Raw genomic sequence first — 19,872 nt, 5'->3', positions numbered from 1 at the left:
CCGTCGGTCAGGCCTCCAGCGGCGCCGAGGGGCGCTGGGCGAGCTCCGGGCGCTCGCCCTTCTCCGGCTTCTCCGGGACGACGAAGCGGTAGCCGACGTTGCGCACGGTGCCGATCAGCTGCTCGTGCTCGACGCCGAGCTTGGCGCGCAGCCGGCGGACGTGCACGTCCACCGTCCGGGTACCGCCGAAGTAGTCGTAGCCCCAGACCTCCTGCAGCAGCTGGGCCCGGGTGAAGACCCGGCCGGGGTGCTGGGCGAGGTACTTGATCAGCTCGAACTCCTTGAAGGTGAGGTCGAGCGCCCGGCCCTTGAGCTTGGCGGAGTAGGTGGCCTCGTCGACCGTGAGGTCGCCGTTGCGGATCTCCATCGGGCTGTCGTCGGTGCTGATGTGGAGCCGGCCGAGTGCGAGCCGCAGCCGGGCCTCGACCTCGGCCGGGCCGGCCGTGTCCAGCAGGACGTCGTCGATGCCCCACTCGGCGGTGACGGCGGCGAGGCCGCCCTCGGTCACCACCAGGATCAGCGGGCAGCCGATGCCGGTGGAGCGCAGCAGCTGGCAGAGGCTGCGGATCTGCGGCAGGTCGCGCCGCCCGTCGACCAGGATGACGTCCGCACTGGGGGTGTCCACCAGGGCGGATCCCTCGGCGGGGGCCACCCGGACGTTGTGCAGCAGCAGGCCGAGGGCCGGCAGCACCTCCGCGGAGGGTTGCAGAGCGTTGGTGAGGAGGAGGAGAGAACTCATACCCGGTAGTCCCCTTTCCGGGTCGTCGCGGTCGCGTTACGGCTGCCGCCACAGCCGGATGGCGCACGTGCTGAGGTCGGGGGGAGGTGGATGGACGCCCGAGGAGCGCCGGAGGGCCGGCCGGTGCGCAGGACGCGACGGCGCACGCGCCGAGGGTCCCGCAACCCTTGGCGCACCGTTTCTGCCCTGTTCATCCCGCGAACCCTCCGGTTTGTTTCCGGTCCCGGGCGGCGGCCCGGGTGCCGGGTGGACACCCCGGCCGGCCGGGGCACGTCGTCGTGCCGCGTGGGGCGGGGCGGTTCCCGCGACGCGCCGGGGGTGGGCCGACGAATCGCAAGAATGTCCGTACTGGCGTCCTGAAAGCACAAAAGGACCCGGGGGCGACTCTGCCCGGATCCCTCTTGGACGTCGAGGATAGCCGACGGCCCTCCGCGCCGGGAGGGCTCGAATCCGGCGGTTCGCCCAATCCGGGCGCGCGCCGGGTGAGCCTGGACACAGCTTCGAGCCGTCCTCCGGGCCCCCTCAGCCAGGGCGATTGCCGGTCGTGGCGGCGGACACGCCATCATGGGACGCACATCGGCGGCGCCGTGCGAGTCCATCTTTCGGGTGGTCGGGCGGCCCGGTGGCGAGCCGGACCGGGGCACCGGGGCCGGGCGAGGACGACGAGAAGGGGTGGCCCCGATGGGTGCGACCACGGAGCCCGCGAGCGGCGCCCGGGTGCGCGGGACGATCCGCTACTGGGCGGCCGCGAAGTCCGAGGCCGGGCTGGCCGAGGAGCCGTACGAGGCGGTGACCCTGGCGGAGGCGCTGGCACAGGCCAGGCGGCGGCACGCGGACCGGCCGAAGCTCGTCCAGTTGCTCGGGCACTGCTCCTACCTGGTCGACGGCTCCCAGGTCGGCGGCCGGGACCACACGACCGTGGCCCTCACCGAGGGCGGCACGGTCGAGGTGCTGCCGCCGTTCGCGGGAGGCTGAGCGGCGTGACGGACATGAACAACGCGAACCAGGGCGGCTACGGCGAGTGGCCGCAGCAGCCCCCGCCGCCCCAGCCGCCCTACCGGCATCCGCAGCAGCAGCCCCAGCCGCCGTACCCGCAGCCCCCGTACCCGCAGGCCCAGGCGCCGCAGCCGGGGCAGCAGCCGCCGTACGGCTACCCGGGGTACGGGCAGCCGCCGATGGACGACGCTGCGACCACGCTGCTGCCGCCCGTCCCCGCGATGGACGACGCCACGGCGACCACGCTGCTGCCGCCCGTGCCCCCGATGGACGACGCCACGGCGACCACGCTGCTGCCGCCCGTGCCCCCGATGGAGGACGCGGCCGCGACGACGCTGCTGCCGCCGGTGGTCGTGTCCGGCGCGATGCCGTCCGCCCCGCCGGCCTGGACGCCCGCTCCGCCGCCGCCGCCGGCGGCACGGCACGCCGCGCCGCCGCAGGCCCGGCACGCCGCTCCGGCGCCGGGCCCGCAGCGGGCGGCCCAGCCGATGGCGGCCCCGCAGCAGGGAGCGCCCGCCCTCGACTCGCCGACCATGACGCTCAAGCGCCCGGTCGCCCCCGGCGGCCCGGCGGGCGCCCCGGCCGCGCCGCCGTACGCGGCCGTCCCGGCGCAGCCCGCACCGGTGGCGCCGCCCGCCGGCCCGCGCGGCCGGACCGGTTCGCCGATCATCGATCCGGGCCTGCAGCCCGCGCTGATCACCGCCGGCGTGGCCGCGCTGCTGGCCGGCGGCGCCGCGCTCGGGCAGGTGGCGCTGGCACTGGTGGTGGCGCTGCTCCAGGTGCTGACGGCGGCCGGCTGGTTCCGGCTGAACGGGATGTGGCCGGCCCGCCAGGGCATCGCGCTCGCCGCGCTGGCCGGGCTGACCGCGGACGCGGCGGTGCTGCTGGCGGACTCCGAGGGCAGCGTGGCGGCGGTGGTCGGCACGCTGGGCGGGTTCTTCCTACTGGTCCTGGTGCTGCAGACGTTCCGCCCCTCGGACCCGAAGGAGCGGTTCTACGCGCTGACGGTGCTCGGCTCGGCCACGGTGGTGACGGCGCTGTGCACCTCGCTGCTGGTGGCCGACTGGGTGCCGGCCGGGGTGGGCGCGGTCGCGCTGGCCACCGTGCTGGCCGCGGCGCCGCTGCCCGGTCCGAAGCTGCTGGGTCCGGTGCTGGGCCTGGCGGCGGCGGTGCTGCTGGGTCTGCTGGTGGGCGCGCCGCCGGCGCTGGGGGTGCTGGCGGGGCTGGGTGCGCTGGTCGGCCGACGCGTCGCGGCGTACGACTTCCCGTCCCGGTTCGTGCACATGACGGCGGGTGTGGCGTTGCCGCTGGCGGTGGCCTCGCCGCTGATCTGGATCGCCACGGACCTGCTGGCCGGCTGACACCCGGCAGACGACCGGCGAGTCCCGCTCCGGAACCATGCTCCGGGGCGGGACGTCGTACGGTCGGGCGGGAACGGCCTCGGCCGGGGGCCGCCATGGAACGCCGGGCAGGGAACGCCGGGCGAGGAACACCGAACGAGGACAGCGAACGACAAGGGCGACCGGCGACGACGGGGAGTGCGATGCGCGGATGGCTGAAGGCGACGATCGGCCTGGTGGTGCTCTCCGGCCTGCTGGTCGGCGCCGACCGGATCGCGGTCGGGGTGGCCGAGGACCAGGCCGCCGACCGGATGGTGAGCAGCGGCCGGATGAGCCAGCGGCCGGACATCTCGATCGAGGGCTTCCCGTTCCTCACCCAGGCGCTGTCGATGAAGCTGGACGACGTCCGGATCTCCTCCGACGGCCTGACCGTCGGCGACGGCGGCCGCCAGGTGGCGCTGCGCTCCTTCAAGGCCCGGCTGTCCGGCGTCACGGTGAGCGACAGCCTGAAGAGCGCCACGGTGGACAGCGGCACCGGCAGCGGCCTGATCTCGTACGCGGACCTCGCGCAGCTGCTGCCGCCGGCCTCCCAGCTGATGTCGGGGGCGGGCAAGCTGCCGGTGGGCGGCAACACCCGGCTGGCCCTGTCGTACGGCGGGCCGGGCAAGATCAAGGCCGCGCTGGGGCCGATCGCGGTCGGTGAGGGTTCGCTGCACAACAGCGGGAGCACCGTCACCGTGGACGGCTTCCAGCTCAGCGCGCTGGCCGGGATGTTCGCCGGGGTCACCGACCAGCGGCTGGCGCCGATGAGCTTCACCCTCGACTCGCTCCCGGCCGGGCTGAAGCTGGCCGACAAGGACGGGGCGACGCCGCTGCCGGAGGGCGTGCAGCTGACCTTCGAGGGCAAGGGCGTCAAGCTGCTGGGCTGACCGGCCGGTCACTTCCACCCGTGCGGTTCCCTCCCTCCGTTCCATTTCTTCCGTCTCTTGTGTTCCGCTCCGCGAGACGCGCCGTCCGGCGCGGATCGTGGAGCGGTGTCGTTTCCGCCCGTTGTGGGCCGTCCGGGGCCGCGGGTCTCGGGCGGGACGGCTGCCCGGCAGGCCATGAAAGGGTCAAATCTCAGTATTCGGTCTATCTGGTCTCGGTATTCGGTACGCTGATGACAGCGGGCCTCCGGTGTCCCTAGCATCGTCGACATGAAGCGACAGACGGATCTCACGAAGCGGCGGGCGGTCGACCTGTGCCGCGTGGCCGCCTGTCTGTGTCGAATGCGCTAACTCGGCGTTTTGGCTGGGCAGTTGAAGCCCGCCGCCGATTTTCCCGGTGACCTTGCCCGGCCGCCCCGGCCGGCCGTCGCCGCAGCTCCCCGCCCGGTCGGCCCGGACCACCACCCTCGTCCCAGTATTCGGACAGGAATTCGGACCGCAGTCGCCCGGGCACCCGGCAGCACCTCCCGAGCAGAACCTTCCGCACACCGCCCTCGGATGGAGAACACCACCATGAGCCGCAGCGACGTCCTGGTCGACGCCGACTGGGTCCAGGCCCACCTGGACGACCCGAAGGTCGTCATCGTCGAGGTCGACGAGGACACCTCCGCGTACGACAAGAACCACATCCGCAACGCCGTCCGGATCGACTGGAAGCAGGACCTCCAGGACCCGGTCCGCCGCGACTTCATCGACCAGGCCGGCTTCGACGCGCTGCTCAGCGCCAAGGGCATCGCCAACGACGACACCGTCGTGCTCTACGGCGGCAACAACAACTGGTTCGCCTCGTACGCCTACTGGTACTTCAAGCTGTACGGCCACGGTGACGTCCGCCTGCTGGACGGCGGCCGCAAGAAGTGGGAGCTGGACTCCCGCGACCTGGTCGCCGAGGTGCCGGCCCGCGAGGCCACCGAGTACCGGGCGCAGGCCGTCGACTCCTCGATCCGCGCCTTCCGCGACGACGTGCTCGCGGCCATCGGCCAGCTCAACCTGGTCGACGTCCGTTCGCCCGACGAGTTCTCCGGCAAGCTGCTCGCCCCGGCGCACCTCCCGCAGGAGCAGTCGCAGCGCCCCGGCCACGTGCCGAGCGCCCGCAACATCCCGTGGGCCAAGAACGCCAACGACGACGGCACCTTCAAGAGCGACGACGAGCTCAAGGCGCTGTACGAGGCCGAGGGCATCGACCTGGCGAAGGACACCATCGCCTACTGCCGCATCGGCGAGCGCTCCGCGCTCACCTGGTTCGTCCTGCACGAGCTGCTCGGCCAGGAGAACGTCAAGAACTACGACGGTTCGTGGACCGAGTACGGCAGCCTCGTCGGCGTGCCGATCGAGCTCGGCAGCAACTGAGCCTGCGGCTCGACCGTCGTCAGAAGGGAAGACAAGACATGTGCGGTGCGAAGGCCGGCGGCCCGGACCTGGCAGGAGTTGACGTGGCGAACGAAACGATCATCCAGGGTTCGGTGACCCGCGACGGTGAGCCGGTCAACGGCTACGTCCGGCTGCTCGACGAGGGGGGCGAGTTCACGGCCGAGGTGCCCACCTCGGCGACCGGCCAGTTCCGGTTCTTCGCCCGCCCGGGCAAGTGGACCCTGCGCGCGCTGGTGCCGGGCCAGACCGTGGACCGTCAGGTGGTGGCCTCCCAGGGCACCGCCGTCGAGGTCGCGATCGCGGTCTGATCGGCGCCCGAGCGACCCGATCGACCCGATCCACCTGATCCGCCCGATCCACCAGATCCGCGGACGAAGTACACCGAGGGCCCTGCCGCGGCAGGGCCCTCGGTCGTACCGTGGAGGCGTGCAGACAAGGCGGCGGCGGCACTACTACTTCGCCCTGATGGGCGTCTGCCTGGGCCTGTTCGTGCTGGCCTGGGGCGTGGTGAGGTTCTTCTCCGTGCCCGCCGCGATCGGCATGTGCGTGGTCGCGATGGTGATCCCGCCGGCCGCCGCCGTGTTCGCCAACAAGCGGGACCCGGACGACGACTGGTGGAACGACCCGCGCTGGGACGACCCGAAGTGGGACGATCCCGGCCACGACCGGGACCGCCCCGACCACGAGGAGCACCCGTAGGCGTCAGTAGACGAGTGCCTGGACGTTGTCCGCCATGATCTCGCTGACGAAGACCTGCGCGCCCGCGATCCGGACGCCCTCGACGGTGTCCTGCTGCACGATCCCCCGGCGGGCCGCACACTGGGTGCACAGCGTCACCGAGCCGCTCGCGAGGATCGCCTCCAGCAGGTCCGGAAGCGGTGCCGCGTGCGGCAGTTCGAACTCCGCCGCCCGCCCCGGCAGGGCGAACCAGGAGGACTCCCCGGTCAGCCAGAGCGAGACCTCGATCCCACTGGCGACGGCCACCGCCGCGACGGTGAACGCCTGCGAACACCGCTCCGGCGCATCGGCCCCGGCGGTGACCTTGATGACGAGTTTCTTCGACATGGCGCCACCTTAGAGGGCTCGCGGCCCCCGCTCGCCGTCATCCCAGGATCCCTTGGGGAAACCTTGGACGGCGGGGGAGAATCGGCGCGAACGATGACGTGGTGGGGCTCACCGCGACCGGCCGATGACCGGCGGATAGAGTGAGCGGCAGCAAAATCCACCACACTGTCGCCGCCTGGGAGCCACCCGTGTCCGGTCTGGAAATCTTCTTCGACGGTCTGCTGGCCCTCATGGCCGTGCTGATCACCTGGTTCGCCATCTTCTCGGTGATGAAGCTCTACCAGGGCCAGCGCTGACCCTGCCGTACGGTTGAGGCAGCCCACACCGACGACGACAGCGACCAGGAACATGATCGAGATCCCCTCTGACCTCCACAAGGACGTCGTCCCGCTCGCCTTCCTCCTCGGCACCTGGGAGGGCGCGGGCGTTTACGACTTCCCCGGCGCCGAGAAGTGCAACTTCGGCCAGGAGATCGTGATCCGGCACGACGGCCGGCCCTTCCTGGAGTTCCGCTCCCGTACCTGGGTGCTGGACAACGAGGGCGAGAAGGTCCGTCCGCTGGAGAACGAGCACGCGTTCTGGCGCATCACCAGCAACCACGACGGCACCAGCGGCGTCCGCGGGATCGAGATCTCCTCCGTCCGCGACGACGGCACCGTGGAGATCTGGTACGGCGAGCTGGCCGACGGCAAGCCGCAGATCGACGTCTCCACGGACGCGGTCGCCCGGATCGAGGGCTCGCCGGAGTACTCGGGCGGCAAGCGGCTGTACGGCTTCGTCAACGAGGAGCTGCTCTGGGTCGGCGAGAAGGCCGCCCCGAACGTGCCGCTGCGCCCGTACATGTCGGCCCAGCTGAAGAAGGTGCTCAGCCCGGCCCAGCTGATCAAGGACATCAACGACCTGCCGGACGACGGCATCGCGTTCTTCAAGTGAGCCCGGCGCTCCGCTGAGCGGTACGGCTTTCGCGTGAGGTAGGGACCGGCCGCCGGCCGGTCCCTACACTTGCCTCAGGACCCCCGACCTTGGCAGGGACAGCACCGTGGCGGACACCGGCACCACCGACTGGCAGCTCTCCGGCGACTGGAAGGCCGACCTGCGTGAACGCGGCTACCGGCTGACCCCGCAGCGGCAGCTCGTACTCGAAGCCGTCGACCGCCTCGACCACGCCACCCCCGACGAGATCCTCTGCCACGTCCGGCAGACCGCCAGCGGCGTCAACATCTCCACCGTCTACCGGACCCTGGAGCTGTTGGAGGAGCTCGGCCTGGTCTCGCACGCCCACCTCGGCCACGGCGCCCCGACCTACCACCTGGCCGGCCGCCACCACCACCTGCACCTGGTCTGCCGGGACTGCGACAAGGTCTCCGAGACCGGCACCGAGATCGCCGAGCCGCTGATCAGCAGCCTGCGCGAACAGCACGGATTCGACACCGACCTCAAGCACTTCGCCATCTTCGGCCGCTGCGCCGACTGCACCGCCAAGCTCGCGGACGGCCGGTCGTAAGCTGGCCGGTATGAAGAGCCCGCTGCTGAGCCTGCCCGGAGCCGTCCCCGCCGAAGGCGCCGACGAGGGCGTCGCCGCCCACTACGGCGACATCTTCCGCGAGCAACGCAACCTCGCGCAGGGCACCGGCTTCGTCGACCTCTCGCACCGCGGCGTGCTCACCGTCACCGGCCAGGACCGCCTGGCCTGGCTGCACCTGCTGCTCACCCAGCACGTCAGCGCGCTGGCGCCGCAGGAGGCCACCGAGGCGCTGGTGCTCTCCCCGAACGGGCACGTCGAGCACGCGCTCTACCTGGTCGACGACGGCACCACCACCTGGGCGCACGTCGAGCCGGGCACCCAGGAGGCGCTGCTGGGCTACCTGGAGAGCATGAAGTTCTTCTACCGGGTGGAGGTCGCCGACGCGACCGCCGAGTACGCCGTGGTGCACCTGCCGGCGGGCTCCACCGCCTCCGTCGAGGGCGTCGCGGCGGTGCGCGAACTCCCGTACGGGCGCGACCTGTTCGTGCCGCGCGCCGAGCTGGCGAAGCTGACCGCCGGGTACGGTCCGGCGGCGGGGGTCTGGGCGTACGAGGCGCTGCGGATCGAGGGCCACCGGCCGCGGCTGGGCTTCGAGACCGACCACCGGACCATCCCGCACGAGGTGGACTGGCTGCGCACCGCCGTCCACCTGCAGAAGGGCTGCTACCGCGGACAGGAGACCGTCGCCCGGGTGCACAACCTGGGCCGGCCGCCGCGCCGCCTGGTCTTCCTGCACCTGGACGGCACCGAGGAGACGCTGCCCCCGCACGGGACGCAGGTGCGGCTGGCCGCCGAGCCGGACGGGCGCCCGATCGGCTTCGTCACCTCCTCGGCCCGCCACCACGAGCTGGGGCCGATCGCGCTGGCGATCGTCAAGCGGAACGTCCCGGTGGACGCGGTGCTGCTGGCCGGGACGGTGCCGGGCACCCAGGACGTGATCGTCCCGCAGTAGCCCGTGCGCCCGGCTGCGGTCAGACCTCCACGAGGACGGTGAACGGGCCGTCGTTCACCAGCGCCACCTGCATGTCGGCGCCGAACCGGCCCGTCTCCACCTTGGCGCCGAGCGCGCGCAGTTGGGCGACCACCTCGTCCACCAGGGGCTCGGCGACCGGGCCGGGGGCGGCGGCGTTCCAGGTCGGGCGGCGGCCCTTGCGGGCGTCGCCGTAGAGGGTGAACTGGCTGATCACCAGCAGCGGGGCCCCGAGGTCGGAGCAGGACTGCTCGACGCCCTCGTCGTCGGCGGGCAGCAGCCGCAGCGTCCACAGCTTGCGGGCCAGTTGGGCCGCCTTGGCCGGGGTGTCCTCGTGGGTGACGCCGACCAGGACGCAGAGCCCGGGCCCCTCGATCGCGCCGACGGTCTCTCCGGCCACGGTCACCCTGGCCTCGGTCACTCGCTGCACCACTGCTCGCATGCCGCCATTGTGCCGGAGGCCCACGGGGTGCTCGGTGGGCACCCGGGGCGTGCGGGAGGGGCGCGTGTGCAGGTGGTGCACGCTGGGTGGTGCACGCCTGCGCGGGGTCGGGCGCCGCTCTTCCTGCGGAAAGGTCCGGTCATATCAGCCACCCCCGTTCGCCAGGGGGCCGTTCGGGTGCACGGGCGGTGCGCCCGCGCCGGGCGGGGTGGCACGCTGGTGGACCGTACGGAGGGCCCGGCGCGCCATATGGTCCGCCGCACCGGGCCGGGCTCGGCCGGGAGGTCGAGCCGGTAGGTCAGGCGTTCTGGCGGCATCGCCCCGGTGGGTGGTTGCGGCCGGGAACCGGAACCTTCGGGGGTGGCCGGGCGTGCCAACGGACGGGACGCGTGAGCCCGTCGGGGGACGGGCCGGACCGGCGGCAGGGACGCAGTGCCGCGAGCGGGCGGGATCGGACGACGGCAGGTGGGTTGGTTGATGGACGCGAGCAGCGCGGCGTGGGACCGGTCCGGGCACGTGGCGGAGGTCGCCGGGGGCGCCGGGGCCCTGGGCACGGCGATAGAGCCCGACCTGGAGCGGCTGGGCCTGGACCAGCTGCGGATCCTGCGCCGGGAGACCCTGGAGCAGGAGGCCGACCTCTCCTACCTGCGGCGGCTGCTGCACGGGCGGATGGACATCCTGCGCGCCGAACTCGACCGCCGGCCCGGCGGTCCGCCGCGGCCGGCCGGACCGCCCGGGGCGGGCGGTGCCGACGGCCCCCCCGGCGACCTGCTGGACCGCCTCCCGGCCATCCTGACCGACGCGCCCTCCACCGTGCGGCGCTCGGCCCGGCACGTCACGCTCGGGCCGCCGCGCGGCCACGAGTCCCAGCTGGAGGCGGCCGAGCTGATGGGGGACGTCCAGCTCGCCGACCTGGCCGCGCACCCGGCGGAGGAGCTGCTGGCCGCGCTGGAGCGGCTGCGCACGCACGAGCGCGAGGTGTCCGGGCGGCGGCAGCGGCTGCTGCGGACGGCCGACGGTTGCAGCGCGGAGATCACCCGCAGGTACCGTGATGGGGAAGCACGGGTCGAGGACCTGCTCGCAGGGGGGCCGCTCTGACCGGGTGAGGTACCACGGGCGGGCGGGGCCCGGTCCACCCTCACCCCCGGAAGGCTCCCGCCATGTCCCAGTCCGCCACCCCGCCCGTCGTCCTCGCCGAGGTCATACGCTCGGGCTTCACCGAGGGCCGCCACCACGGCTCCCTGGTGCTGCTCGCCGCCGACGGCTCGGTGGAGTTCGCGCTCGGCGACCCCGACGCACCGGTCTTCCCCCGGTCGACCGCCAAGCCGTTCCAGGCGGTGGCCACGCTGCGGGCCGGGCTGGCGATCGAGGGCGAGCTGCTGGCGCTGGCCGCCTCCAGCCACTCCGCAGAATCGTTTCACCTCGATGCTGTCCGGGCCATCCTGAGCTCCGCCGGGCTCGACGAGTCCGCCCTGCGCACCCCGGCCGACCTCCCGCTGGACGAGACCGAGGCGGAACTGCTGCTCGGCTCCGGCGGCCGCCGCGCCCCCGTCCTGATGGACTGCTCCGGCAAGCACGCCGGCTGGCTCGCCGCCTGCGTCGCCAACGGCTGGGACACCGCGAGCTACCTCGACCCCGGGCACCCGATCCAGCTTCTGGCCCGCGAGGCCCTGGAGGAGGGCACCGGCGAGACCGCCACGCACGCCGGGGTGGACGGCTGCGGCGCGCCGCTGCTGGCCGTCACGCTGACCGGCCTGGCACGCGGCTACCGCGGCCTGGTGCTGGCCGCCGAGGGCACGGCGCCCCGCCGGGTGGCCGACGCGATGCGCGCCCACCCCGAGTACGTGGCCGGCACCCGCCGGGCCGACACCTGGCTGATGCGGGCCGTCCCCGGCGCGCTGTCCAAGATGGGCGCCGAGGCCGTCCAGGTGGTGGCGCTGCCGGACGGGCGGGCGCTCGCCTTCAAGATCGACGACGGCGGCGAGCGGGCCCGCGGCCCGGTGCTGGCGGCCGCACTGCGCCGGCTCGGGGTGACCGGCGCGGACGAGACCGTCGAGCGGATCGGGGCGGCCCCGCTGCTGGGCGGCGGCGCCCCGGTCGGGCAGGTGCGGGCGGCCTTCTAGCGGCCTCCCACGACTTCCGGGGAGCCCGCAAGGGGCCTCCCCGGGGCCTGCCGCGGCCTCCCGGGGCCTGGCAGCGGCCTTCCAGGGGATGCGGGGCGGCCGTCGGCGTGCGGGCGGAGCGGCGGCGGTGCACGGTGGACCGGGGGCCGTCGCACAGCTGAGGGAGTCCGCCATGACTGACCACGTGTACCGGGTGACCGAGATCGTCGGATCCTCGACCGAGAGCGTCGACGCCGCGATCCGCAACGGGGTGGAGCGGGCCTCCCGGACGCTGCGCAACCTCGACTGGTTCGAGGTGACGCAGGTCCGGGGCCACCTGGAGGACGGCGGGGTGAAGCACTACCAGGTCGGACTGAAGCTCGGCTTCCGGCTGGAGGACTGAGCCCGCTTCCGCGGCCCGGCCCAGGCCCGCTCGCAGCCCCGCCCTACAGCTCCGCCGTCGGCCCCGGCCGCCCGGTCAGCGTTCGGGCAGCACCAGCGGCACCCCGGTGCGCGGGTGCGCCAGCACCTCGACCGGGTGGCCGTACACCTCGCTGAGCAGCGGGGCGCGCAGCACCTCGGCGACCGGCCCGTCCGCGACCGTCGACCCGGCGTTCAGCAGCACCACCCGGTCCGCGTAGGCCGCCGCCAGGGACAGGTCGTGCAGCACCACGACCACGCCGTCCCCGGCGGCGGCGCGCTCCCGGGCGACCCGCAGCACCAGCTCCTGGTGGCGCAGGTCGAGGGCGGCGGTCGGCTCGTCCAGGAGCAGCAGCGGGGCGCGCTGGGCCAGCACCCGGGCCAGCGCCACCCGGGCCCGCTCGCCGCCGGACAGGGCGGTGAACGGGCGCCCGGCGAAGGCGGCGGACTCGGTGGCGGCCATCGCCTCGGCGACCACGGCCTCGTCCTCGGCGGCGGCCGCCGTGCCGGTCCAGGGGGCGCGGCCCATCCGGACCACCTCGTCGGCGGGGAACGGGAAGGACAGCGCGGCGGACTGCGGCAGCAGCGCGCGGTGCAGGGCGAGCTCGGCGGCGCCGTAGCCGGCCAGCGGGCGGCCGCGCAGCCGGACCTCGCCGCCGTCCGGCCGGACGTCGCCGGCCAGGACGGACAGCAGGGTGGACTTGCCGGCGCCGTTCGGTCCGAGCAGCGCGACCACCTCTCCGGCGGCGACCCGCACCGACGCGCCGTCCAGCAGGGCACGCCCGCCGATGGTCAGCCGGATGGTCTCGGCGGTCAGCAACTCGCTTCCGGGCAGGGGCCGTTCGGGCACCTCCCGGGGGGTTCGCAATCTCATGCCCAGCCTCCCTGCCGGCTCCTGGTACGGCGCAGCAGCCAGAAGAAGAACGGACTGCCGATCAGTGCGGTGAGCACCCCGAGCGGCAGCTCGGCCGGCTCGGCGACGGTGCGGGCGGCGAGGTCGGCGGCCACCAGGACCAGCGCGCCGCCGAGCGCCGAGGCGGGCAGCAGGAAGCGGTGGCCGGGCCCGGCCAGCATCCGCAGCAGGTGCGGGACGACCAGCCCGACGAAGCCGATGATGCCGCTGACCGCGACGGCCGCGGCGGTGAGCAGCGCGACGACGGTGATCAGCACCAGCCGCATCCGCTCGACGTCCACCCCGAGGTGGCGGGCCGGGCGTTCGCCGAGGGCCAGCAGGTCCAGCTTGCGGGCGTACAGCGGGGCGACGGCCAGGCCGACGGCGGCGAACGGCAGGACGGCGAGCACCTTGCCCCAGGTGGCCTGGGCGAGCGAGCCGAGCTGCCAGAAGGTGACCTGGCTGATCGCGGCGGAGTCGGCGGTGAACAGGAAGATCCCGATCAGCGCGCCGCAGAAGGCGTTCACGGCGACCCCGGTGAGGATCAGCGTGACCACCTCGGTGCGTCCGCCGGAGCGGGCCATCAGGTACACCGCGAAGACGGTCAGCAGGCCGCTGGCGAAGGCGAAGGCGGTGATCGTCCAGCTGCCGAGGGCGTCCAGGCCGAGCACGATGCAGGCCACCGCGCCGACCGCGCCGCCCGAGGAGACGCCGATCACGGCGGGTTCGGCCAGCGGGTTGCCGAACACGCCCTGCATCAGCGCTCCGGCGCAGCCGAGCGAGCCGCCGACCAGCAGGGCGAGCACCACCCGGGGGAGCCGGACGTTCCACAGCACCGACTCGGGCACCCGGTCCAGGGCGTGCCCGCCGAGGCCGAGCCGGTGGGCGGCGGAGGCCAGGATGTCGCCGAGCGGGATGCGGTAGGCGCCGATGCCGGCGGCGAGCAGGGCGCAGAGCACCAGGGCGGCGGCGAGCCCGGCGGTGATCAGGGTGGTCCTGCTGACGGCGGGCGCGGTCTTCGCCCGTACGGCGGTGGTCACTTGGCGTCCGCCGGGTAGAGCTGGGCGGCGATCTCGCGGAGCACCTGGGGGGTGCGCGGGCCGTAGCTGAGCAGTTGGCCGTCCTCGATCGAGACGATCCGGCGGTCGAGGCCGGCCGGGGTCTGGGCGACGCCGGGCAGCTTGAGCAGGCCGTCGACGCCGCCGACCGAGTCCAGGCCCTTGCTCATCACCAGGATGGCGTCGGGCGCGGCCTTGACCAGGGCCTCGCTGGTGAGCGGGGTGAAGTCGCCGGTGAGGCCGGCGGCGGTGCCGGCGTCCTGGCCGCCGACCGCCTCGATCAGCGAGCCGGCGCCGGAGGCGGGCCCGCCGAGCAGGTAGACGGAGGCGCTGCCGCGCAGGTAGAGGAAGGCGACCTTGGGGTGGCGGGCGGCGGCCGGGGCGGCGGCCCTGGCCTCGTCGATCCGCTGTCCGGTGCGCTCCTTCAACTGCCGTCCGGCGTCCGGGACTCCGAGGGCGGCGGCGACGGTGTCGATGCGCGGGCCGACGTCGGCGAGCCGCTTGGCGTCGTCCAGGACGAGCAGCGGGACGCCGGCCGCGCGGATCTGCGCGATGGCCTCGGCCGGGCCGGTGGAGCGGTCGGCGAGGACGACGGTGGGGTGCAGCGACAGCACGCCCTCGGCGGACACGTCGTGGGCCTGGGTGATCACCGGCAGGGCGGTGGCCTGCTGGAAGGTGGTGGAGACGTCCCGGGCGACCACCTTGGGGCCGAGGCCGAGGCTGAACACCAGCTCGGAGAGGCTGCCGTTGAGCGGGATGATCCGCTCGGCGCTGGTGACGGTGACCTGGCGGCCGTCGACGGAGGCGGTGGTGGCCGGGAGCTGCGGGACGGGTTCGACGGGCAGCGGTTCGACCGCGTCGGGGGCCCGGGAGGAGCTCGCCGCGGCCGCTCCGGTGGTGGTGCCGGACGGGCCGCAGGCGGTGAGGGCGAGCAGCAGGCCGAGGGCGAGCAGCAGGAGGGCGGGCCCGCGGGCCGCCCCGGTTCGGATCGTACTGCTGCTCAACGCGCTTCCCTTCGATGGGAGTTGTCGCCGCTCCGGTCCTGGTGGAGGGGTTGCGGCGGGACTCTTGACTCATATATTAGGTTAGCCTTACCTGAGTTCCGCAAGGGGGTCGGCGCCACGCCCGACCCCTCCCTTGCCGCGCCCTTCACCGCCACTGACCGCACCCCGCCGAGGAGTGATCCGCCGTGCCCCTGTCCAGCCGGCTCCGCCGTCTGGCCGCCACCCTGGTGGCCGCCCTCGCCGCCCTGCTGGCGGTGGGCCTCTCCCCCGGCCCGGCGCACGCGGCGGAGGGCAAGGTCGCCGGCGGGCGGCTGGACTGGGGCATCAAGCAGTCCTTCCTGACGTACATCACCGGTCCCATCGCCAAGGGGAGTTGGACGCTCAACGGCGGCGCGGCCACGGTCGGCGGCAGCACCTTCCGGTTCCACTCCGCGACCGGCGGCTACGACCCGGCGACCGGTGCGCTGACCGCCGCCTTCTCCGGCGGGGTCCGGTTCACCGGGCACCAGGAGAACGGCGCCAACGCGCTCGACCTGAGCCTCGGCCGGCTCACCGTCCGGGCCGTCCAGGGCGGCGCGGCCGGGCTGTACGCCGACGTCAGCAGCAAGTCCAAGGACACCGGACAGGTCAGCAGCGCGAGCCAGGCCAAACTGGCCGAGCTCTCACTGGCCGGCGTCGACCTGCGCGGCGCGGCCGGCACCCTGACGCTCAGCAACGTGCCGGGCACCCTCACCGACGCCGGGGCCAAGGCCTTCGGCAACTTCTACCCCGCCGGGACGGCCCTGGACCCGCTCACCCTCTCGGTCAACCTGCCCGCCGCGCAGCCGACTTCGCAGGCCCCGTCGCCGACCGCCGCGGCCACCCCCTCGGCGGCCGCCGTGCCGACGCCGTCGGCGACCGCCGAGGGGGTGGCCGCCGAGACCCCGACCACCCCGCCCGGCGCCCAGGCCCCCGCCAGGACCGAGTTCGCCAACGGCGCCCTCGACTGGGGCGTGCGCCGCACCTTCCGCGACTACGTCACCGGCGCGATCGCCCAAGGCCGCTGGGAACTCGGCGCCGGCGCGGCGGACGGCGGCGCCTACTTCCGCTGGACCCCGGCCAAGGGCGGCTACGACCCCGCGAACGGCGACCTCACCGCCGCCTTCACCGGCACCGTGCGCTTCACCGGCCTGCGCAGCGGCGACACCTACGGCCTGGACCTCACCCTCGCCAACCCGGGCGTCACCGTGGCCGGCGGCCAGGGCCGACTGGTCGCGGACGTCTCCGGCCGGACCCCGGACGGCGCCACCCAGCAGCTCACCGGCGTCGAGCTGGCCGCCTTCGACCCGGCCGGCCTCAAGCCCGAGGGCGGCCTGCTGAAGGCCGTCGAGGTGCCGCTGAAGCTCACCGAGGGCGGCGCCAAGGCCTTCGGCGGCCTCTACCCGGCCGGCACCGAGATGGACCCGCTGAGCTTCGCCGTCGCGCTCGACCCGGCCGCGGCGCTGCCCCCGCTGCCCGACCTCGGCAGCGCCCCGGCCACCGCGCCGAGCGCCACCGCGACCCCCGCCACCGACCCCTCCGCCGCGCCCGTCGCCTCCTCCTCCCCGGGCGGCTTCCCGGTGGCGGCCGTGGCCGGCGGCGCCGTGCTGGTGGCCGCGCTCGCCGTGACCGGCGGCCTGCTCGTCCGGCGCCGCCGCGCGGCCGCCGCGCCGGGCGCGGGCGCCGACGGCGGCCCCGGCGATGCGCCGGGCCCCGGCGACGCGGCCTGACACCCCGGAGCGTCCCCCCGCTCCCTCCCCCCGCCCCATCCGAACGGAGTACCCACCATGTCCCGCAACCGCACCCGGCTGGCCGCCCTCGCGGCCGCCACCGCCGGCCTCGGCCTGACCGCCCTCGGTGCCCCCGCACTGGCCTTCGGCGCGGGCGGCCCCGGCAGCGTCACGTACGACACCGGCGCGCTGGACTGGGGCGTGAAGGCCAGCTTCCGCAGCTACGTCAGCGGCCCGGCCTCCCAGGGCGGCGCCATCGAACTGACCGGCGGCGCCACCACCAACGCCGACGGCACCTTCCACTTCGGCCTGGCGAACGCCACGTACGACCTCGCCACCCACGCGCTGAGCTCCTCCTTCACCGGCGGGGTCCGCTTCACCGCCCACCACGGCGCGCTGGACGTCGCCCTCAGCGACCTCAAGGTCACCACCGCCGGGACGACCGGCACACTCACCGCCGACACCGCGTCCAAGGAGTCGATGGGCGCCACCGAGGTCACCCGACGGGACGACGTGCCGTTGGTGACGTTCACCGTCGGGCGGGACACCACCACCGGGGTGCCGACGGCGGCGAAGCTGACCGAGCAGGGCGCCAAGGCCTTCGCGGGCTTCTACGCGGCCGGGACGGACATGGACCCGCTGTCGCTGCTGCTGAAGCAGAGCCCGGCGACGCCGTCGCCGACGGCCACGGCGACCGCCACCGCTTCGCCGACGGCCCCGACCCCGACCCCGACGTCGACCCCGACCGCCACGGGCACGCCGTCCGCCTCGCCGTCCGCCACCGGCACGCCGTCGGCCACGCCCTCCGCCACGCCGTCGGCCACCACGACGCCGTCCGCGACGCAGTCGCCGAGCGCCACCGCCTCGCCGTCCGCGAGCGCCACCCCGTCCGCGACCGGGACCCCGGCGCCCACCGGTGCCCCCGGCCGGCTGCCGGTGCTGAACGGCACCCTCGACTGGACGGTCAAGGAGAGCTTCCGCGCGTACCTGGCCACCCCGATGGCGAGCGGCAAGGTCGAGTTCGGCGGCGGCGCGGCCGACTACCGCTTCGGCGGCGCCACCGGCGGCTACAACACCGCCGACCACTCGCTGACCGCCGCGTTCGACGGCTCGGTCCGTTTCCTCGGCCACCCCGGCAAGGACGGCTGGGCGCTCGACACCACGCTCTCCAAGCTGGGCCTGACGATCGACCAGGGCGGCGCCTTCCTGACCGCCGACGTGAACGGCAAGTCCCCCGACGGCAAGGCGACGTCGCTGAGCGGCGCGCGGATCGCCAAGCTGGACGTGCCCGCCTCCGCCCTGAAGCCGGTCAACGGCGTGGTGACGCTCTCCGGCGTCCCGGCCACGCTCACCGCCGAGGGCGTCCCGGTGTTCTCCAACTACCCGGCGGGCACGGCCCTGGACCCGGTCAGCGCCACCCTGGCGTTCGACAAGGACGCCAAGCTGCCGGCCACCCCGCCGCCCGCCGGGTCCGGTGCCGGCGCCGGTGCTGGTGGCGCCAACCAGCCTGCCGGAGGCCAGGGTTCGGGTACCGGCGCGGTCGGTGGCGCCTCGCTGACCACCGGCGGCGGCCTGACCGGTGCGGGCGGTGCGGGCGGCGTGCTGGCCGCCACCGGTTCGCAGACCCCGATGGTCCCGCTGCTGGCCACCGCGGCCGGTCTGCTGCTGGTCGGCGGCAGCGCCACCGTGCTGGTGCGCAACCGGCGCGGCGCGCGCTCCTGACGCACCCCCGGGACGCGCGACGGCCCCGGCGAGCAACCGCTCGCCGGGGCCGGTCCGTTGGCGCACCCGGACGGGTGCGCCCTACGGAGAAACGTTCAGGCGCTCAGCGGGTAGCGCGCGTCCAGGTCCCGGAAGACCGCGCCGTTGAGCACGAAGGCCCGCTTGCACTCCTCGACCACCCGGCGCCGCTCCACCTCGTCCATCGCCAGCCCGGCCGCGTCGAGCCGGGCCCGGTAGTCGCGCTTGAAGGCGGCCGGGTTGTCGACCTCCTCGAAGACGTAGAACCGCACGCCGTCGCCCTTGCGCTCGAAGCCCCAGGTCTTCTCGGCGATGCCGCGGATGATCTGACCGCCGGACAGGTCGCCCAGGTAGCGGGTGTAGTGGTGCGCGATGTACCCGGCCGGCCACGTCTCGGCCAGTTCCTCCACCCGCGCGACGTACGCGGCGGTGGCCGGCAGCGGCGCCAGGCCGTCCTGCCAGTCCGGTCCGCGCAGGTGCGCCAGGTCGCGCTCGATGGCGGCGGTGCGCAGCAGCGCCCGGTCGATGAAGGGCCCGGCGAGCGGGTGCTCCGCCAGGTGTCCGGCACGGCTCTCCAGGGCCCGGTAGACGTACCAGAGCTGGCCGGTGAGGTCGGCGTAGGCCTCGATGCCGAGCCGTCCGCCCAGCAGGTGGCTCATGAACGAGGACTGTTCCGCGGCCTCGTGCTCCTCGCTGCTGGCGGTGCGGAGCGCGGTGGAGAACGGGACGGGCTCGGGCGTGGGCATGCGGCCTCCAGGATCGGATTCGGCCCCGACTGTTTTGGTTAGCCTAACCTAACAAATCGTCTTGCCGACAGGCTGTCGGCAAGACGGCCGCGCCCGGCCCCGGACACGGCGAAGGCCGGGGCCCGCGGACGAATCCGCGAACCCCGGCCTCCGGCTGCCCCGACCTACCTCGAACTGCTCAGAACGATCTGATCGAACGAGATCGGAACGACGGCTCAGTGGCCGCCCTGCTCCGCCAGACGCTTGATCGAAGCGGTGACCTCGGCCTCGGCCTCGGCGCGGCCGACCCAGTTGGCGCCCTCGACGGACTTGCCGGGCTCCAGGTCCTTGTAGACCTCGAAGAAGTGCTGGATCTCCAGACGGTCGAACTCCGACACGTGGTGGATGTCCCGCAGGTGCTCCCAGCGCGGGTCGGTGGCCGGAACGCACAGCAGCTTGTCGTCGCCGCCGGCCTCGTCGGTCATCTGGAACATGCCGATGGCGCGGCACTTGATGAGGCAACCCGGGAAGGTCGGCTCGTCCAGGATCACCAGCGCGTCCAGCGGGTCGCCGTCCTCGCCGAGCGTGCCCTCCACGTAGCCGTAGTCGGCCGGGTAGCGGGTCGAGGTGAAGAGCATCCGGTCGAGCCGCAGCCGGCCGCTCTCGTGGTCGACCTCGTACTTGTTACGAGAGCCCTTCGGGATTTCGATAAGGACGTCGAATTCCAACGGTTCCTCCAAGGTAGGGAC

23 protein-coding genes are annotated in these 19,872 nt (G+C 74.1%); 15 read left to right on the top strand and 8 right to left on the bottom strand.

Translation table 11 applies throughout. The features are described from left to right. Window positions 1–7 precede the first annotated feature (7 nt). Window positions 8–739, bottom strand: a complete 732-nt coding sequence (locus AB0R04_RS30265; protein ID WP_063348270.1) for a response regulator transcription factor — start codon at window positions 737–739, stop codon at window positions 8–10. Window positions 740–1,420: 681 nt separating this feature from the next. On the opposite strand from AB0R04_RS30265, the gene AB0R04_RS30260 reads away from it, so the two are divergent. From AB0R04_RS30260 to AB0R04_RS30230, 7 genes are all read left to right on the top strand, one after another. Then, a complete protein-coding gene (locus tag AB0R04_RS30260; protein ID WP_063351215.1) occupies window positions 1,421–1,714 on the top strand; it encodes a MoaD/ThiS family protein in 294 nt (97 codons plus the stop codon). A 14-nt stretch (window positions 1,715–1,728) separates the two neighbouring features. Further along, on the top strand, window positions 1,729–3,096 hold the full coding sequence (locus AB0R04_RS30255) for a hypothetical protein (RefSeq protein ID WP_363376788.1): 1,368 nt from the start codon (window positions 1,729–1,731) through the stop codon (window positions 3,094–3,096). Window positions 3,097–3,278: 182 nt separating this feature from the next. Further along, window positions 3,279–4,004: a DUF2993 domain-containing protein gene (locus AB0R04_RS30250; RefSeq protein ID WP_363376758.1), complete on the top strand. Its 726-nt coding sequence runs from the start codon at window positions 3,279–3,281 to the stop codon at window positions 4,002–4,004. A 267-nt stretch (window positions 4,005–4,271) separates the two neighbouring features. Continuing rightward, the gene (locus AB0R04_RS30245; protein ID WP_350517234.1) at window positions 4,272–4,352 is read left to right on the top strand and encodes an Ms5788A family Cys-rich leader peptide; all 81 of its coding nucleotides are present in this window, start codon (window positions 4,272–4,274) and stop codon (window positions 4,350–4,352) included. 222 nt (window positions 4,353–4,574) lie between these two features. Then, window positions 4,575–5,411, top strand: a complete 837-nt coding sequence (locus tag AB0R04_RS30240; protein ID WP_350885168.1) for a sulfurtransferase — start codon at window positions 4,575–4,577, stop codon at window positions 5,409–5,411. A 38-nt stretch (window positions 5,412–5,449) separates the two neighbouring features. Further along, window positions 5,450–5,740, top strand: a complete 291-nt coding sequence (locus AB0R04_RS30235) for a DUF1416 domain-containing protein (RefSeq protein ID WP_030059605.1) — start codon at window positions 5,450–5,452, stop codon at window positions 5,738–5,740. A gap of 118 nt (window positions 5,741–5,858) precedes the next feature. Then, window positions 5,859–6,131, top strand: coding sequence for a DUF3099 domain-containing protein (locus AB0R04_RS30230; protein ID WP_079135696.1), 273 nt, complete (start codon window positions 5,859–5,861; stop codon window positions 6,129–6,131). Between the two features lie 3 nt (window positions 6,132–6,134). On the opposite strand, the gene AB0R04_RS30225 is transcribed toward AB0R04_RS30230, so the two are convergent. After that, window positions 6,135–6,497, bottom strand: coding sequence for a DsrE family protein (locus AB0R04_RS30225; RefSeq protein WP_063348267.1), 363 nt, complete (start codon window positions 6,495–6,497; stop codon window positions 6,135–6,137). 348 nt (window positions 6,498–6,845) lie between these two features. Here AB0R04_RS30225 and AB0R04_RS30220 point away from each other — a divergent pair, with 348 nt between their 5' ends. The 3 genes from AB0R04_RS30220 to AB0R04_RS30210 all read left to right on the top strand — a co-directional run bounded on the left by AB0R04_RS30220 (window position 6,846) and on the right by AB0R04_RS30210 (window position 8,974). After that, window positions 6,846–7,430 carry an FABP family protein gene (locus tag AB0R04_RS30220; RefSeq protein ID WP_363376755.1) on the top strand — a complete coding sequence of 195 codons (585 nt, stop codon included), beginning with the start codon at window positions 6,846–6,848 and terminating at the stop codon, window positions 7,428–7,430. A 106-nt stretch (window positions 7,431–7,536) separates the two neighbouring features. After that, window positions 7,537–8,001 carry a transcriptional repressor gene (locus AB0R04_RS30215; RefSeq protein ID WP_363376753.1) on the top strand — a complete coding sequence of 155 codons (465 nt, stop codon included), beginning with the start codon at window positions 7,537–7,539 and terminating at the stop codon, window positions 7,999–8,001. Between the two features lie 10 nt (window positions 8,002–8,011). Next, window positions 8,012–8,974, top strand: a complete 963-nt coding sequence (locus AB0R04_RS30210) for a glycine cleavage T C-terminal barrel domain-containing protein (RefSeq protein WP_363376751.1) — start codon at window positions 8,012–8,014, stop codon at window positions 8,972–8,974. 19 nt (window positions 8,975–8,993) lie between these two features. On the opposite strand, the gene dtd is transcribed toward AB0R04_RS30210, so the two are convergent. Further along, window positions 8,994–9,434 (bottom strand): D-aminoacyl-tRNA deacylase, encoded by a 441-nt coding sequence (dtd, locus tag AB0R04_RS30205; RefSeq protein ID WP_063348263.1) that lies wholly within the window; start codon window positions 9,432–9,434, stop codon window positions 8,994–8,996. 477 nt (window positions 9,435–9,911) lie between these two features. Between dtd and AB0R04_RS30200 the strand changes: the two genes are divergently transcribed. The 3 genes from AB0R04_RS30200 to AB0R04_RS30190 all read left to right on the top strand — a co-directional run bounded on the left by AB0R04_RS30200 (window position 9,912) and on the right by AB0R04_RS30190 (window position 11,939). After that, window positions 9,912–10,532, top strand: a complete 621-nt coding sequence (locus AB0R04_RS30200) for an ABC transporter substrate-binding protein (RefSeq protein WP_363376749.1) — start codon at window positions 9,912–9,914, stop codon at window positions 10,530–10,532. Between the two features lie 62 nt (window positions 10,533–10,594). Next, window positions 10,595–11,557, top strand: coding sequence for an asparaginase (locus AB0R04_RS30195; protein ID WP_363376747.1), 963 nt, complete (start codon window positions 10,595–10,597; stop codon window positions 11,555–11,557). 172 nt (window positions 11,558–11,729) lie between these two features. Next, a complete protein-coding gene (locus tag AB0R04_RS30190) occupies window positions 11,730–11,939 on the top strand; it encodes a dodecin (RefSeq protein WP_063348261.1) in 210 nt (69 codons plus the stop codon). Between the two features lie 75 nt (window positions 11,940–12,014). On the opposite strand, the gene AB0R04_RS30185 is transcribed toward AB0R04_RS30190, so the two are convergent. The 3 genes from AB0R04_RS30185 to AB0R04_RS30175 are packed head-to-tail and all read right to left on the bottom strand — an operon-like array spanning window position 12,015 to window position 14,841. Continuing rightward, window positions 12,015–12,830 carry a heme ABC transporter ATP-binding protein gene (locus AB0R04_RS30185; protein ID WP_363376745.1) on the bottom strand — a complete coding sequence of 272 codons (816 nt, stop codon included), beginning with the start codon at window positions 12,828–12,830 and terminating at the stop codon, window positions 12,015–12,017. After that, window positions 12,827–13,888 (bottom strand): iron ABC transporter permease, encoded by a 1,062-nt coding sequence (locus AB0R04_RS30180; protein WP_363376743.1) that lies wholly within the window; start codon window positions 13,886–13,888, stop codon window positions 12,827–12,829. The genes AB0R04_RS30185 and AB0R04_RS30180 overlap by 4 nt, the downstream gene beginning before the upstream one ends. Further along, complete coding sequence (locus AB0R04_RS30175; protein WP_363376787.1) at window positions 13,885–14,841, bottom strand: ABC transporter substrate-binding protein; 957 nt, start codon at window positions 14,839–14,841, stop codon at window positions 13,885–13,887. The genes AB0R04_RS30180 and AB0R04_RS30175 overlap by 4 nt, the downstream gene beginning before the upstream one ends. Window positions 14,842–15,095: 254 nt before the next feature. Here AB0R04_RS30175 and AB0R04_RS30170 point away from each other — a divergent pair, with 254 nt between their 5' ends. After that, the gene (locus tag AB0R04_RS30170) at window positions 15,096–16,658 is read left to right on the top strand and encodes an HtaA domain-containing protein (RefSeq protein ID WP_363376741.1); all 1,563 of its coding nucleotides are present in this window, start codon (window positions 15,096–15,098) and stop codon (window positions 16,656–16,658) included. A gap of 57 nt (window positions 16,659–16,715) precedes the next feature. Then, window positions 16,716–18,380 (top strand): HtaA domain-containing protein, encoded by a 1,665-nt coding sequence (locus AB0R04_RS30165; RefSeq protein ID WP_363376740.1) that lies wholly within the window; start codon window positions 16,716–16,718, stop codon window positions 18,378–18,380. 95 nt (window positions 18,381–18,475) lie between these two features. Here the strand turns inward: AB0R04_RS30165 and AB0R04_RS30160 are convergent, their stop codons facing one another. Next, a complete protein-coding gene (locus AB0R04_RS30160; RefSeq protein ID WP_063348257.1) occupies window positions 18,476–19,144 on the bottom strand; it encodes a biliverdin-producing heme oxygenase in 669 nt (222 codons plus the stop codon). A gap of 215 nt (window positions 19,145–19,359) precedes the next feature. Beyond that, window positions 19,360–19,851 (bottom strand): inorganic diphosphatase, encoded by a 492-nt coding sequence (locus AB0R04_RS30155; RefSeq protein ID WP_063348256.1) that lies wholly within the window; start codon window positions 19,849–19,851, stop codon window positions 19,360–19,362. Window positions 19,852–19,872 lie beyond the last annotated feature (21 nt).

It is taken from the genome of Kitasatospora sp. NPDC056731, from assembly GCF_040687675.1.
Lineage (GTDB): Bacteria > Actinomycetota > Actinomycetes > Streptomycetales > Streptomycetaceae > Kitasatospora.
The sequence above is the reverse complement of the archived record's forward strand: the minus strand, read 5'-3'. Positions and strand labels throughout refer to the sequence as shown.